At 71.2% G+C, this 14,000-nt stretch carries 16 protein-coding genes; 7 read left to right on the top strand and 9 right to left on the bottom strand.

What is annotated here, in order from left to right:
• Positions 1-23 precede the first annotated feature (23 nt).
• From nhaA to OG357_RS21090, 4 genes are all read left to right on the top strand, one after another.
• Complete coding sequence (gene nhaA, locus OG357_RS21105) at positions 24-1,427, top strand: Na+/H+ antiporter NhaA (RefSeq protein ID WP_329622630.1); 1,404 nt, start codon at positions 24-26, stop codon at positions 1,425-1,427.
• Between the two features lie 75 nt (positions 1,428-1,502).
• Positions 1,503-1,988 (top strand): phage holin family protein, encoded by a 486-nt coding sequence (locus OG357_RS21100; protein WP_329622629.1) that lies wholly within the window; start codon positions 1,503-1,505, stop codon positions 1,986-1,988.
• Positions 1,985-2,920 carry an alpha/beta fold hydrolase gene (locus OG357_RS21095; RefSeq protein ID WP_329622628.1) on the top strand — a complete coding sequence of 312 codons (936 nt, stop codon included), beginning with the start codon at positions 1,985-1,987 and terminating at the stop codon, positions 2,918-2,920. Before OG357_RS21100 ends, OG357_RS21095 begins: the two co-directional genes overlap by 4 nt.
• 135 nt (positions 2,921-3,055) lie before the next feature.
• Complete coding sequence (locus OG357_RS21090; protein WP_329622627.1) at positions 3,056-3,250, top strand: hypothetical protein; 195 nt, start codon at positions 3,056-3,058, stop codon at positions 3,248-3,250.
• A 9-nt stretch (positions 3,251-3,259) separates the two neighbouring features.
• Here OG357_RS21090 and OG357_RS21085 read toward each other — a convergent pair whose 3' ends face one another.
• From OG357_RS21085 to nth, 3 genes are all read right to left on the bottom strand, one after another.
• Complete coding sequence (locus OG357_RS21085; RefSeq protein WP_329622626.1) at positions 3,260-4,459, bottom strand: MarP family serine protease; 1,200 nt, start codon at positions 4,457-4,459, stop codon at positions 3,260-3,262.
• Positions 4,460-4,505: 46 nt separating this feature from the next.
• Positions 4,506-5,240, bottom strand: coding sequence for an NUDIX hydrolase (locus tag OG357_RS21080; protein WP_329622625.1), 735 nt, complete (start codon positions 5,238-5,240; stop codon positions 4,506-4,508).
• Positions 5,241-5,329: 89 nt separating this feature from the next.
• A complete protein-coding gene (gene nth, locus OG357_RS21075; RefSeq protein ID WP_329622624.1) occupies positions 5,330-6,145 on the bottom strand; it encodes an endonuclease III in 816 nt (271 codons plus the stop codon).
• A 306-nt stretch (positions 6,146-6,451) separates the two neighbouring features.
• On the opposite strand from nth, the gene OG357_RS21070 reads away from it, so the two are divergent.
• Positions 6,452-7,126, top strand: a complete 675-nt coding sequence (locus tag OG357_RS21070) for a Crp/Fnr family transcriptional regulator (RefSeq protein ID WP_015034542.1) — start codon at positions 6,452-6,454, stop codon at positions 7,124-7,126.
• Between the two features lie 97 nt (positions 7,127-7,223).
• Here the strand turns inward: OG357_RS21070 and OG357_RS21065 are convergent, their stop codons facing one another.
• The 5 genes from OG357_RS21065 to OG357_RS21045 form a co-directional block, all read right to left on the bottom strand.
• Positions 7,224-8,108, bottom strand: a complete 885-nt coding sequence (locus OG357_RS21065; RefSeq protein WP_329622623.1) for a prohibitin family protein — start codon at positions 8,106-8,108, stop codon at positions 7,224-7,226.
• Between the two features lie 187 nt (positions 8,109-8,295).
• Entirely contained in the window at positions 8,296-9,126 is an 831-nt protein-coding gene (locus OG357_RS21060; RefSeq protein ID WP_329622622.1) for an MBL fold metallo-hydrolase, read from the bottom strand.
• Entirely contained in the window at positions 9,123-10,010 is an 888-nt protein-coding gene (locus tag OG357_RS21055) for an NUDIX hydrolase (protein ID WP_329622621.1), read from the bottom strand. Before OG357_RS21055 ends, OG357_RS21060 begins: the two co-directional genes overlap by 4 nt.
• Positions 10,011-10,173: 163 nt before the next feature.
• The gene (locus OG357_RS21050) at positions 10,174-10,644 is read right to left on the bottom strand and encodes a RidA family protein (RefSeq protein WP_329622620.1); all 471 of its coding nucleotides are present in this window, start codon (positions 10,642-10,644) and stop codon (positions 10,174-10,176) included.
• Positions 10,641-10,799: a DUF4177 domain-containing protein gene (locus OG357_RS21045; RefSeq protein WP_015034547.1), complete on the bottom strand. Its 159-nt coding sequence runs from the start codon at positions 10,797-10,799 to the stop codon at positions 10,641-10,643. Before OG357_RS21045 ends, OG357_RS21050 begins: the two co-directional genes overlap by 4 nt.
• 73 nt (positions 10,800-10,872) lie before the next feature.
• On the opposite strand from OG357_RS21045, the gene OG357_RS21040 reads away from it, so the two are divergent.
• Positions 10,873-11,835, top strand: a complete 963-nt coding sequence (locus OG357_RS21040; RefSeq protein ID WP_329622619.1) for an ArsA family ATPase — start codon at positions 10,873-10,875, stop codon at positions 11,833-11,835.
• Positions 11,836-11,957: 122 nt separating this feature from the next.
• On the top strand, positions 11,958-13,259 hold the full coding sequence (locus tag OG357_RS21035) for an ArsA family ATPase (protein WP_329625647.1): 1,302 nt from the start codon (positions 11,958-11,960) through the stop codon (positions 13,257-13,259).
• 35 nt (positions 13,260-13,294) lie between these two features.
• Here OG357_RS21035 and OG357_RS21030 read toward each other — a convergent pair whose 3' ends face one another.
• Entirely contained in the window at positions 13,295-13,639 is a 345-nt protein-coding gene (locus OG357_RS21030) for a WhiB family transcriptional regulator (RefSeq protein WP_015034550.1), read from the bottom strand.
• Between the last annotated feature and the right edge of the window lie 361 nt (positions 13,640-14,000).

The following is a 14,000-nucleotide window of genomic DNA, read 5'->3' as shown; positions in this document are numbered from 1 at the left end:
CCCGCCCGACGGAGGTTTCCCACGTGTCCGCACCCACGCCCACACCGACCGACCGCAAGTTCCTCGGCCGGCTCTCCCTGCCCGAGCGGCGGTACCTCACCGACGCCCTGCGCACCGAGACCGTGGGCGGCGTGCTGCTCCTCCTCGCCGCCGTCGCCGCCCTCATCTGGGCCAACACCCCGGCGGCCGAGAGCTACAAGTCCGTACAGAACTTCCACATAGGCCCCGCCGCCCTCGGCCTCGACCTGTCGATCCAGCACTGGGCCGCCGACGGCCTCCTCGCGATCTTCTTCTTCGTCGCCGGCATCGAGCTCAAGCGCGAGCTCGTCGCGGGCGAGCTGCGCGACCCCAAGGCCGCCGCACTCCCCGTCATCGCCGCGATCTGCGGCATGGCCGCGCCCGCCCTCGTCTACGCCCTGGTCAACGCCCTGGGCAACGGCTCGATGGACGGCTGGGCCGTGCCCACCGCGACCGACATCGCCTTCGCGCTCGCCGTCCTCGCCGTCATCGGCACCTCGCTGCCGTCCGCGCTCCGCGCCTTCCTGCTCACCCTCGCCGTCGTCGACGACCTCTTCGCGATCCTGATCATCGCGGTCTTCTTCACCAACGACCTGAACTTCGCCGCGCTCGGCGGCGCCTTCGCCGGACTCGTCCTCTTCTGGGTCCTGCTCCGCAAGAACATCCGCGGCTGGTACGTGTACGTCCCGCTGGCCCTCGTCATCTGGACCCTGATGTACAACAGCGGCGTCCACGCCACCATCGCCGGTGTCGCCATGGGCCTGATGCTGCGCTGCACCACCCGCGAGGGTGAGAAGCACTCCCCCGGCGAGCACATCGAGCACCTCGTACGCCCGCTCTCCGCCGGCCTCGCCGTACCGCTGTTCGCGCTCTTCTCCGCCGGTGTCAGCGTCTCCGGCGGCGCGATCGGCGACGTCTTCACCCAGCCGGTCACCCTCGGCGTCGTCCTCGGTCTCGTCGTCGGCAAGGCCGTCGGCATCTTCGGCGGCACCTGGCTCGCCGCCCGCTTCACCAAGGCCGAACTCAACCCCGACCTGACCTGGCCGGACGTCTTCGCCGTCGCCTCCCTCGCCGGCATCGGCTTCACCGTCTCGCTGCTCATCGGCGAACTCGCCTTCGCCGGCGACGCCGTCCTCACCGACGAGGTGAAGGCCGCCGTCCTCATCGGCTCCCTCATCGCGGCCGTCCTCGCCTCCGTCCTGCTGAAGCTCCGGGTCCGCAAGTACCAGGCGCTCATCGCCGACGAGGAGCGCGACGACGACCACGACGGCATCCCCGACATCTACGAGCAGGACAACCCGGCGTACCACCTGCGCATGGCGGAGATCTACGAGCGGAAGGCCGCCGAACACCGCGAGCGCGCCCAAGCGGCGGGGGCATCGCGCGACGAGGCCGACCGTCCGGCATGATCTGACTCGGACCGTAGAAGAGGACTCGCACCGTAGAAGAGAACCTCTGACCGCAGAAAAGAAGAGGGAGCAGCGATGAGCGACCCGTTCGACGGCACCGAGCGCAGCCTCGGCCAGCTGGTCGCCTCGGCGACCGCCGAGATGTCCGCGCTGGTGCACGACGAGATCGCCCTGGCCAAGGCCGAGGTCAAGCAGGACGTCAAGCGCGGCGCGATCGGCAGCGTCGCGGGCATCGCCGCCGGCGTCGTGCTGCTGTTCTCGCTGCCGATGCTGAGCTTCGCGCTCGCGTACGCCATCAACACCTGGACCGGCGGGCACAACGGCAACGGGGGCTGGAACCTCGTCTGGTGCTTCCTGCTCTCCTTCGCGGCGAACGTGCTGATCGCGGGACTCCTCGGCCTCCTGGCGTACGCCAAGTTCAAGAAGGTCAAGCCGCCGGAGAAGTCCATCGCCTCCGCCAAGCAGACGGCCGCGATCATGCAGAACGTGAAGCCGCACCCCCGTCCGGAGCAGCGCCCGGCGCTGGAGAAGGCCCCCGCTGTGGCACGCTCGTCCGTATGACCCTTCCCGACAGCAGCAACGGCAGCGGCGGGCCCGTCCGGCTCGACGGGCCGTGGACCCATCGCGACGTGGCCGCCAACGGTGCCCGCTTCCACATCGCCGAGATGGGTGACGGCCCGCTGGTGCTGCTCCTGCACGGCTTCCCGCAGTTCTGGTGGACCTGGCGCCACCAGCTGCCGGCCCTCGCCGACGCGGGATTCCGGGCCGTCGCGATGGACCTGCGCGGGGTGGGCGGCAGCGACCGCACGCCCCGGGGTTACGACCCCGCCAACCTGGCTCTCGACATCACCGGCGTGATCCGCTCCCTCGGGGAACCGGACGCGGCGCTCGTCGGGCACGACCTGGGCGGCTACCTCGCCTGGACGGCGGCCGTGATGCGGCCCAAGCTGGTGCGCCGTCTGGCCGTCTCCTCGATGCCGCACCCGCGCCGCTGGCGCTCGGCGATGCTCGCCGACTTCTCCCAGTCGCGGGCCGGCTCGCACATCTGGGGCTTCCAGCGGCCGTGGCTGCCGGAGCGCCGGCTCGTCGCGGACGACGCGGCGCTCGTCGGGGAGCTGATCCAGGAGTGGTCGGGGCCGCGCCCCGCCGACGAGGAGGCCGTAGAGGTCTACCGGCGGGCGATGCTGGTCCCGTCGACGGCGCACTGCTCGATCGAGCCGTACCGCTGGATGGTGCGGTCCCTGGCCCGCCCCGACGGCATCCAGTTCAACCGGCGCATGAAGCGGCCCGTACGGGTGCCGACGCTGCACCTGCACGGCTCGCTGGACCCGGTGATGCGGACCCGCAGCGCGGCCGGCTCGGGCGAGTACGTGGAGGCGCCGTACCGCTGGCGGCTCTTCGACGGCCTCGGTCACTTCCCGCACGAGGAGGACCCGGTGGCCTTCTCGACGGAGCTCGTCAACTGGCTGAAGGACCCCGAGCCCGATCGCTGACGCTCCGTCTGCACCCGCGCCGGCCCCTTCTTCTGACGCACAGACATCCGTCGAACGGCCATGTGCCCGGCGCATACTCCAATTGGCGGGCCCCCGGGCGGTTACCGACCTTGGGGCACGGGCAGACGTCGAGGTATGGGCTGGACGCACGACTACGGTGACACAGCACGCAACCGCCGCTCGGCCGCTGGGCCGGGCTCCCGAGAGAGGGGTGGCCCGCCGGACCAGGGCCGCGCGCACGCCGTGCAAGGGGTAGGGATCTCGCGCATCCTGCGACGCCGGGCCCGCTGGGTCTCGGCCCGGCTCCGGCATCCACGCGACACCCCGTAGGGGGTCGGGCTACAGCGCGCAGCCCTGGGTGTCGACCTGCTGGCCGGCGGTCAGGCCGCGCTCGATGTCCTCGCGGATCTCGTCGACCGTCAGGGCGTAGCCCGTGTTCACGTCGTCGAGGGAGCGGGCGAAGATCACGCCGTACACCTCGCCGTCCTCGGTGAGGAGCGGGCCGCCGGAGTTGCCCTGGCGCACCGTCGCGTACAGCGAGTACACGTCCCTGCGCACCTCGTCCCGCTGGTAGATGTCGGGGCCCTTGGCGCTGATACGGCCCCGCACGCGCGCCGATCGCACGTCGTACGAGCCGTTCTCCGGGAAGCCGGCGACGATCGCGCCGTCGCCGCTGCGGGCGTCCTCCTCGGTGAACTTCAGCGGCTCCGCCTTGAGGTCCGGCACGTCCAGGACGGCGATGTCGCGCTGCCAGTCGTAGAGGACGACCTTGGCGTCGTAGAGCTTGCCCTCGCCGCCTATCTGGACGGTCGGCTCGTCGACCCCGCCGACGACATGGGCATTGGTCATGACCCGGCGGTCGGAGAAGACGAAGCCGGTGCCCTCGAAGACCTTGCCGCAGCTCTGCGCCGTGCCGACGACCTTCACGATGGAGCGCTGGGCGCGGGCGGCGACCGGGCTGTCGGCGAGCGCCGGGTCGGGCGGTGTGACCGGGGTGATCGGCTCGTTGGCGAAGGGGCTGAAGACCGGGGGGAAGCCGCTGCGGGCCAGGGTTTTGCTGAAGTCGTCGAACCAGCCGGACGCCTGATCCGGCATCACCTGTTCCACGCCGAGCAGGACCTTGGAGTTGCGCACCTCCTTGCCCACGGTGGGCAGCGAGGTCCGGGCCAGGGCCGAGCCGATCAGCCAGGCCACGAGCAGCATCGCGACGACGTTGACCAGCGCGCCGCCGGTGGCGTCCAGGGCGCGCACCGGTGACCAGGTGATGTGCCGGCGCAGCTTGTTGCCGAGGTGGGTGGTGAACGCCTGGCCGACCGAGGCGCAGACGATGACCACCATCACGAAGACGACCGTCGCCGTGGTCGAGACCTCGCTGTTGTCCGTCAGCTGGTCCCAGAGGATCGGGAGCAGCAGAACCGCGACGAGACCGCCGCCGAGGAACCCGACCACCGACAGGATGCCGACCACGAATCCCTGGCGATATCCGATGACGGCGAACCACACGGCGGCGAGCAGCAACAAGATGTCCAGCACGTTCACCGTCGATAGCCTCGCAAATTCGTTTCGGTCGCCCGGGGTCAGCCTGTCATGAGCGCCAGTCGAGCGGGACCTGCTTGGCCCGGTCCCAGGGGCGCTCCCAGCCTGCGTAGTGCAGTAGCCGGTCGATCACTCCGGCCGTAAAACCCCAGACCAGAGCGGACTCGACCAGGAACGCCGGGCCCTGGTGGCCGCTCGGGTGGACGGTCGTCGCGCGGTTCGCGGGATCCGTGAGATCCGCCACGGGCACGGTGAAGACGCGGGCGGTCTCGCCGGGGTCGACGACCCCGACCGGGCTGGGGACGCGCCACCAGCCGAGGACGGGGGTGACGACGAAGCCGCTGACCGGGATGTAGAGCTGCGGGAGCACGCCGAAGATCTGGACGCCCGCCGGGTCGAGCCCGGTCTCCTCCTGGGCCTCCCGGAGGGCCGCGCGCAGCAGCCCGCCGTCCGCCGGGTCGCCGTCCTCGGGGTCGAGGGCGCCGCCGGGGAAGGAGGGCTGGCCGGCGTGCGAGCGGAGGCTGCCGGCGCGCTCCATGAGGAGCAGCTCGGGGCCGCGCTCGGCCTCGCCGAAGAGGACGAGGACGGCGGACTGACGGCCGGCGCCGCTCGCGGGCGGCAGGAAGCGGCTCAGCTGCTCGGGCGCGACCGTGCGGGCGGCCCGGTCGACGGGGCCGAGCCAGCCCGGCAGCCCGTCCCTGTCGAGCAGGCCACCGGTCCCGGGGCGGTGACCCCCTCCGTTGTGGACGTGCTCGTCGTGGATGTCTTCGTCAGTGCGCGTCATAGGCACCCCGTGTTTCACAACGCGATCGATGGACGGGTTCGTTCCCCTGTTGAGCGGCTGAGCGGCCGAGCGGCCGATCGGCTGTGGTCTCAGCCGCTCGCGCCCAGCGGCGGCGCGGGGCGGCCCGGGTAGCCGGGCGGCGGGTCGAGCCGCTGGCCGGGGAAGCCGCCCATCTCGTACTTGAGCAGCTTCCTGGCCTTCTCCGGGTCCGTCTCGCCCTCGCCGTACGAGGGGCAGAGGGGGGCGATCGGGCAGGCGCCGCACGCGGGCTTGCGGGCGTGGCAGATCCGGCGACCGTGGAAGATCACCCGGTGCGAGAGCATGGTCCACTCGCTCTTCGGGAAGATCTCGGCGATCTCCGCCTCGATCTTGACCGGGTCCTCCTGCTCGGTCCACTTCCAGCGCCGGACGAGGCGCATGAAGTGGGTGTCGACGGTGATGCCGGGGACCCCGAAAGCGTTGCCGAGGACGACGAAGGCGGTCTTGCGGCCGACGCCGGGGAGCTTCACGAGGTCCTCCAGGCGGCCGGGGACCTCTCCGCCGAAGTCGTCCCTGAGGGCGGCGGCCAGACCCATGATCGACTTGGTCTTGGCCCGGAAGAAGCCGGTCGGGCGGATCAGCTCCTCGACCTCCTCCGGCACGGCGGCGGCGAGGTCCTCGGGCGTGGGGTACTTCGCGAAGAGCGCGGGGGTGGTCTGGTTGACCCGCAGGTCGGTGGTCTGCGCGGAGAGGACCGTGGCGACGAGGAGCTCGAAGGGGTTCCGGAAGTCGAGCTCCGGATGGGCGTACGGGAAGACCTCGGCCAGCTCGCGGTTGATCTTCCGTGCCCGCCGGACCATCGCGAGTCGCGACTCGGGCTTGGCGGACGCCCCCTTCGGACTCTTCGGGCTCTTCGGAGCGGCCACAACCTTCCGATTTGAGGCTTTCACCCGTTTCGACACGCCGTGTTCGCCCACGGCGGAATTACCTTCGGCCGACACTCTTTCAGCCCCCTTGGCCTGCGCTCTCACCGGCGAGTTGGACACCCGGCCAGCCTAGGGGCCACCACCGACATCCGCCCCGGGCACGGCCGATCGCACCCCAATCGGGCCCCTGCCGTACGCACGGGTAGCCAAGTGCGTCAAACTTGTTGTGATTGATCGCACTGTTTTGTGCGTCCGGCATCATGGGACCCAGGTCCTTTGAGCAGGTCGACAGTATGGAGAGAACTCGTGGACGACGTTCTGCGGCGCGCCCCGCTCTTCGCGGCGCTCGATGACGAGCAGGCCGCCGAGCTGCGCGCCTCGATGAGTGAGGCGACGCTCGCCCGTGGCGACGCGCTGTTCCACGAAGGCGACCCCGGTGACCGCCTGTACGTGGTCACCGAGGGCAAGGTGAAGCTGCACCGCACCTCCCCCGACGGCCGCGAGAACATGCTGGCGGTCCTCGGCCCCGGCGAGCTCATCGGTGAGCTGTCCCTCTTCGACCCGGGCCCGCGCACCGCGACCGCGACGGCGCTGACCGAGGTCAAGCTGCTCGGCCTCGGCCACGGCGACCTCCAGCCCTGGCTGAACGCCCGCCCCGAGGTGGCCACCGCGCTGCTCCGCGCGGTCGCCCGCCGGCTGCGCAAGACCAACGACCAGATGTCCGACCTGGTCTTCTCCGACGTGCCGGGCCGTGTCGCCCGCGCGCTCCTCGACCTGTCGCGCCGCTTCGGCGTGCAGTCGGAGGAGGGCATCCACGTCGTCCACGACCTCACCCAGGAGGAGCTGGCCCAGCTGGTCGGCGCCTCCCGCGAGACGGTCAACAAGGCGCTCGCCGACTTCGCCCAGCGCGGCTGGCTGCGCCTGGAGGCCCGCGCCGTGATCCTGCTGGACGTGGAGCGCCTCGCGAAGCGCTCGCGGTAAGCACCTCCGTACGCGTACGGAAAAGGCCGCCCCGGTCGTCGGACCGGGGCGGCCTTTCCGTGTACGTGTACGGGTACGTGTACGGGTACGGGCGGGGTCAGCGCTTCGAGCCGTCCACGATCACCGGGGCGGAGCCGCCGTTCGCGCAGGGCACGGTGTAGATCGGGTTCTTCGCCGCCGCCTCCTTGAACGCGTCGATGCACTGGTTCATGAGGACCTTGTCCGTCAGCGAGTCGTTGAGGATCTTGTTGGCGCGGGCGATGCCCTCCGCCTCGATCCGGCGCCGGTCGGACTCGGCCTGGGCGGTACGGGCGGCCTCAAGGGCGCGCTCGGTCGCCTGCTGCTGCTGGATCTTGCGGTCGATCTGGCCCTGGAGCGAGTCGGAGGGCTTCACGTTGCGCAGGTTGACCGTGGTCACGTCGATGCCGCGCGGGACGAGACGCTCCTTGATCAGGGTGCCGATCTCGGCATTGATCTTCTCGCGGTCGGAGGCGTACCCCTGCTCGCTGGTGTAGCGGGCGAAGACGTTCCGGACGATCTCCCGGCTGTCCGGGTAGACGAGCCGCTGCTGGATGGCGTCCTCGCTGCCCGCGAGCTTGTACAGCTCGACGGACTTGGACGGGACGACAGCCCACTTCACCGTCACCTCGGCGTACATCACGCCACCCTGCGAGGAGCGGACCTCGACCACGTCCTTGTCGGAGAGGTTGAGGTCGACGGGGCGGGTGGAGAACGTCGTGACGTCGGTGAACGGCGACTTCACGTGCATGCCCGAGGTCATGGGCGAGCCCACCTTGCCGAAGGCGACCGGCACACCGACCTCGTACGCGCTGATCACGTACGTCATGCTGACGACGAGCGAGAAGAGGCCGGCGACGACCGCGCCGACGGCGCCGAGCTTCAGCCCCTTCGAGTCCTGCGAGCGGGCGACGAAGAAGAGCACCACTGCGGCGATGAGCAACAGAATGGCGATGACGAACACGGGCGATCCCCCCGAAAGCTACGGCCAGAAGTAAGCGGAGCGTAAAGCACGGGTCAAGAACGCCGAAGCGTCGGGGTCAGCCTCGGGACAGGATCGTGACGTCCCCGAAGCCGGGCCTTGCGCCCCGCCCCGCCTTCACCCCCGCCCCGCCTTCACCTCCGCCCCGCCTCCGCCGGCCGGGCCCGCCCTACACCAGGCCGCGCTCCCGCAGGTACTCCAGCTGCGCCCGCACGGACAGCTCCGCGGCCGGCCACAGCGAGCGGTCCACGTCCGCGTACACGTGCGCGACGACCTCGGCCGCCGTCCGGTGGCCGCTCTCGACCGCCGTCTCGACCTGGGCGAGCCGGTTCGCCCGGTGCGCCAGATAGAACTCCACGGCCCCCTGCGCGTCCTCCAGGACCGGCCCGTGCCCCGGCAGGACCGTGTGCACCCCGTCGTCGACGGTGAGCGAGCGCAGCCGCCGCAGCGAGTCCAGGTAGTCGCCGAGCCGCCCGTCCGGATGCGCGACCATCGTCGTGCCGCGCCCCAGGATCGTGTCCCCCGTCAGGACCGCCCGGTCGGCGGGCAGATGGAAGGAGAGCGAGTCCGAGGTGTGCCCGGGCGTCGGGACGACCCGCAGCTCCAGGCCGCCGACCGTCACCACGTCCCCCTCGCCGAGCCCCTCGTCGCCGAGCCGCAGCGCCGGGTCGAGGGCCCGTACGGCGGTCCCGGTCAGCTCGGCGAAGCGTCCCGCGCCCTCCGCGTGGTCCGGGTGGCCGTGGGTGAGCAGGGTGAGCGCGACCCGCTTGCCGAGCTTCTCGGCGGTCTCGACGACATGGCGCAGATGGCCCTCGTCGAGCGGCCCCGGGTCGACGACGACGGCGAGGTCGGAGCCGGGCTCGGAGAGGAGCCAGGTGTTCGTGCCGTCGAGGGTCATCGCGGACGGGTTCGGCGCGAGGACGTTCACGGCGCGGGCGGTCGCGGGCCCGGAGACGACGAGCCCGCGCGGCTGCCCGGGCAGGGCGGCGGCGTCGCTCATCGCGTACCCCCGACCGGGATGATCTTGGTGAACTCCTCGTGCCCCGGCCAGCTCAGGACCAGCTCGTCGCCCTCCAGACGCGCCTGTGCGAGCACGGGGGTCATGTCCTGGCCCCCGGCCGCCTCCAGCGCCTCGGCGGCCGTGCCGTACGGCTCCAGGGTGCGCAGGGTCGAGATCGTCGGCGGCATCATCGTCAGCTCGCCGCGGTCATAGCCGGCGGCGGCCTCCGCCGGGCGGATCCAGACCGTGCGGTCCGCCTCCGTGGAGGCGTTCCGGGTGCGCTGCCCGGCCGGCAGCGCGGCCACGAAGAACCACGTGTCGTAGCGCCGCTGCTCGAACTCCGGGGTGATCCAGCGGGCCCACGCGCCGAGCAGGTCCGAGCGCAGGACGAGCCCGCGCCGGTCGAGGAAGTCGGCGAAGGACAGCTCCCGGGCGACGAGCGCCTCCCGGTCCCGCTCCCAGTCCTCGCCGGTGGTGTCGCCGACCACGCTGTCCGCGGTGTCCCCGGCGAGCAGGACGCCCGCCTCCTCGTACGTCTCGCGTACGGCGGCGCAGACCACGGCCTGGGCCTGCGCGGGGTCGTCGAGGCCGAGGCGCCCGGCCCACTCGTCGAGCGAGGGCCCCGCCCAGCGCACCGGGTGCTCGTCGCGCGGGTCGACCCCGCCGCCGGGGTAGGCGTACGCGCCGCCCGCGAAGGCCATCGAGGCGCGACGGCGCAGCATGTGCACGTCGGGCCCCGCTGCCCCGTCCCGCAGGATGAGCACGGTGGCGGCGCGCCGGGGGCTCACCGGGGTGAGCTCGCCCGCGGCGAGGGCGCGGATGCGGTCGGGCCATTCCGGCGGGTACCACTGACCGTTCGGCTGAGCATTCGACTTGGGCGGCATGGGCGGATGCTATGCGCAAGCACCGAAATCCACGAGGGCCGGAATGGCCGCTCGCCGGCGGAAGGCCGGGGAGCGGCGGGAACGCAGGAGAGCCGGTTCCCTCGCACGAAGGAACTCGCACGAAGGAACCGGCTCTTCACGAACGAATTGGGAGGCCAGGGGGTCAGGCCTCGACGAGCTCCACCTGGACCTCGACCTCGACCGGCGCGTCGAGCGGCAGCACGGCCACGCCGACGGCGCTGCGCGCGTGCACGCCCTTGTCGCCGAGGACCGCGCCGAGCAGCTCGCTGGCGCCGTTGATGACGGCCGGCTGCCCGGTGAAGTCGGAGGCGGAGGCGACGAAGCCCACGACCTTCACGACCCGCTTGATCCGGTCCAGGTCACCGGCGACCGACTTCACGGCCGCGAGGGCGTTCAGCGCGCAGGTGGCCGCGAGCTGCTTGGCCTCCTCGGCGGTGACCTCGTCGCCGACCTTGCCGGTCACCGAGAGCTTGCCCCCCACCATCGGGAGCTGGCCCGAGGTGTAGACGTACACGCCCGACTGCACGGCCGGCTGGTACGCGGCCAACGGGGGCACGACCTCCGGCAGGGTCAGGCCGAGCTCGGCGAGCTTCGCCTCCACGGCCCCGCTCACGACTTGGCCCGCTTCAGGTAGGCCACGAGCTGCTCGGGGTTGTTCGGCCCGGGCACGACCTGGACGAGCTCCCAGCCGTCCTCGCCCCAGGTGTCCAGAATCTGCTTCGTCGCGTGCACCAGAAGCGGCACCGTGACGTACTCCCACTTGGTCATGGAGGCGACTGTATCCGCTGCCGTGGGGCGGCCTCCTGATTGGGCGCCGCCGCCAGTGGTTAGGCTCGACAGCGTGAGCAGGCTCCAGGTCGTCAGCGGAAAGGGCGGTACCGGTAAGACGACGGTCGCCGCGGCCCTCGCGCTCGCCCTCGCGACGGAGGGCAAACGCACCCTCCTCGTCGAGGTCGAAGGCAGACAGGGCATCGCACAGCTCTTCGAGACGGAAGCGCTTCCGTACGAGGAGCGCAAGATCGCCGTCGCGCCGGGCGGCGGCGAGGTGTACGCGCTGGCGATCGACGCCGAGCGCGCGCTCCTCGACTACCTCCAGATGTTCTACAAACTGGGCACCGCGGGGCGGGCCCTGAAGAAGCTCGGGGCGATCGACTTCGCGACGACGATAGCGCCGGGGGTACGGGACGTCCTGTTGACCGGCAAGGCGTGCGAGGCGGTCAGACGGCGCGAGAAGCACGGCGGCCACACCTACGACCACGTGGTCATGGACGCGCCGCCCACCGGCCGCATCACCCGCTTCCTCAACGTCAACGACGAGGTGGCGGGCCTGGCCAGGATCGGCCCGATATACAACCAGGCGCAGGCCGTCATGCGGGTCCTCAAGTCGCCCGAGACGGCGGTCCATCTGGTGACGCTCCTGGAGGAGATGCCGGTCCAGGAGACGGCGGACGGCATCGCGGAGCTCCGCGCCGCCGAACTGCCGGTGGGGCGGGTCGTGGTGAACATGGTCCGCCCGCACGTCCTCGACGAGGCGGCGGTACGGGCCGCCTCCGGCGACCACCGGGACGCGATCGCGCGGAGCCTGGCCTCCGTCGGCGTCGCGGGCGGCTCGCGGCTCGTCGAACCGCTCCTCGACCAGGCGGCCGAGCACGCCCGGCGGGTGGAGCTGGAGCGGGAGCAGCGCGCGGTCCTGGACGGCATCGACGTGCCCTCGTACGAGCTCCCCTTCCTCGGGGACGGCGGGGACATCGCAGGGCTCTACCGGCTGGCGAAGGAACTGCGGAAGCAAGGGGTGGGCGCGTGACGGAGAAGGCGACCGGACCGAAAAGACCCGCCCACGACACGACCGGGCCGGAAACACCGGACACGACCGGGTTCGACGCTGTCCCCGACCCGGACACCACCGGGTTCGACGCTGTCCCCGTCCTGGAGCTCGATCCGCTCATCGACGACCGGGGCACCCGCATCATCGTCTGCTGCGGCGCGGGCGGGGTCGGCAAGACGACCACGGCGGCGGCCCTCGGCGTACGGGCGGCGGAGCGCGGCCGACGGGTGGTCGTGCTCACCATCGACCCGGCGCGCCGCCTCGCCCAGTCCATGGGCATCGACTCCCTCGACAACACGCCCCGCAAGGTGGACGGGATCAAGGGGTCCGACGGCGGCGAACTGCACGCCATGATGCTCGACATGAAGCGGACCTTCGACGAGATCGTCGAGGCGCACGCGGACCCCGAGCGGGCCCGGGCGATCCTGGAGAACCCCTTCTACCAGTCCCTGTCGGCCGGGTTCGCCGGTACGCAGGAGTACATGGCGATGGAGAAGCTGGGCCAGCTCCGGGCGCGCGACGAGTGGGACCTCATCGTGGTCGACACGCCGCCGTCCCGCTCCGCCCTGGACTTCCTGGACGCGCCGAAGCGGCTGGGGTCCTTCCTCGACGGGAAGTTCATCAAGCTGCTCATGGCCCCGGCGAAGGTGGGCGGCCGGGCCGGCATGAAGTTCCTCAACGTCGGCATGTCGATGATGACGGGGACGCTCGGGAAGCTGCTCGGGGGTCAGTTCCTCAAGGACGTGCAGACCTTCGTCGCGGCGATGGACACGATGTTCGGCGGCTTCCGGACCCGCGCCGACGCCACGTACCGGCTGCTCCAGGCCCCGGGCACGGCCTTCCTCGTCGTCGCCACGCCGGAGCGGGACGCGCTGCGCGAGGCCGCGTACTTCGTGGAGCGGCTGGCGGCCGAGGAGATGCCGCTGGCGGGTCTCGTCCTCAACCGTGTCCACGGCAGCGGCGCGGCCGGCCTCTCGGCCGAGCGGGCGCGGGCCGCCGCGGAAAATCTTGACGAGGGGCGCATGACGGATCGGGGCGACGGGAAGACTGGACGGAGTGGCTCCCCGGCCACGTCGCCCGAGCTGTCTGAACTCGCCACCGCCGCCGTATGTTCCGTACCCGAGGCTGCCCCCACAGCCGAACCGGCCGCACAGCACCCAGACGTAGACACAGACGCATACACAGACGTAGACGTACGACATCTCACCGCGGGACTTCTGCGCCTGCATGCCGAGCGCATGCGGGTGCTCGCGCGTGAGCAGCGCACACGCGACCGCTTCACCGCGCTCCACCCCGAGGTGGCGGTGGCCGAAGTGGCCGCCCTGCCCGGCGATGTGCACGACCTCGCCGGGCTGCGGGCCATCGGTGACCGGCTCACGGCCGGGCGGATGCCCTCGGCCTGAGCTGAGCCACCGTCCCCGTACCTGCCGGTCGGGGACTAGCCGACCGCGGCGTACGCCTCGTACGTCGCGTCGTCCTCGATCGCCACGGGCAGCAGGCCCGCACCACGCTCGTACTCCGTCCGCGCGGTCTCCAGGAGCCGGCGCCACGAGGTGACGGTCGGCCGTCGGCGCAACAGGGCACGGCGCTCGCGCTCCGTCATGCCGCCCCACACACCGAACTCCACGCGGTTGTCGAGGGCGTCGGCGAGGCACTCGGTCCGCACCGGACATCCGGTGCACACCGCCTTTGCCCTGTTCTGCGCCGCTCCCTGCACGAAAAGTTCATCCGGATCGGTAGTGCGGCAGGCCGCCTGCGCACTCCAGTCAGCTACCCAGCCCATACCGGCGCCGTCCTCTCCCGAATCGAGGCTCCCCCACGGCGGCAGCGGCATATTCACCGCTGCCAGTTGGGACGTTACGGAAGGTGGGCACAGCGCAACACCCCCTTCGGGCCCAATCTTGAATGGCCCGAACGGACTATGCGTACGCGTCAGATCACCCAGGGGAGTGACCGAAGGACATGCGTGTGATAGCGGACATATCCCCATGGATACGCCCTTCCTCACCGGCGCCACTTCGGGCACCGGGTGACGCATGATCCGGAAACGGACACGAGCTTCCCGTGTTTCGGGTCACGGGAATTCATGCCGATGTCACGCACGGGTCTTGATGCGAAACCACACTGCTGTGACAGTTGTGAGC

The sequence above is a fragment of the Streptomyces sp. NBC_01255 genome, assembly GCF_036226445.1.
In the GTDB taxonomy this organism is placed as follows: domain Bacteria; phylum Actinomycetota; class Actinomycetes; order Streptomycetales; family Streptomycetaceae; genus Streptomyces.
Note: the sequence above shows the minus strand (reverse complement) of the source record. Positions and strands in the feature narration are given on the sequence as shown.